This window comes from Bacteroides sp. 11BF (assembly GCF_019633765.1).
Classification (GTDB): domain Bacteria; phylum Bacteroidota; class Bacteroidia; order Bacteroidales; family Bacteroidaceae; genus Bacteroides; species Bacteroides hominis.
The window spans coordinates 1-330 of sequence record NZ_JAFKPJ010000104.1 but is presented as its reverse complement, the minus strand read 5'-3'; the positions used below and the strand labels follow the sequence as shown (position 1 = coordinate 330).

The window sequence follows — 330 nt, the reverse complement described above, 5'->3', positions numbered from 1 at the left end:
GATTTTGAGCTAATTGAGAATATGTACGACCGCTACGTTTTAATTCGAGTACGTTAGATAATTCGTACATAGATGTTTGAATGACATTGAAGTTCTTGTCATCAGGCTTAATTTTGGAAATTACATAATCCATAATTTTAAGTTCACGCGCATTCAAGTCATGGCGAGCTTTAGTGATAAGGTCGTTGTGTTCAGCAACCAAAAAATAGCGTTGATCGTTTATTTCGTCTTTGTTAAAGTTACGGTCATTTTTCCATAAGAGCTTCTTTACATCTACCATACAGAATCACCTCAAGAGGTATTATACATTAAAAGGAGAACAATTTTGTC

1 protein-coding gene is annotated in these 330 nt (G+C 34.2%); it reads right to left on the bottom strand.

The features are described 5' to 3' along the window. A partial coding sequence (locus tag JZY04_RS21145) for a replication initiation protein (protein WP_220577473.1) occupies positions 1 to 280 on the bottom strand: 280 nt, incomplete at its 3' end. Positions 281 to 330: the final 50 nt, after the last annotated feature.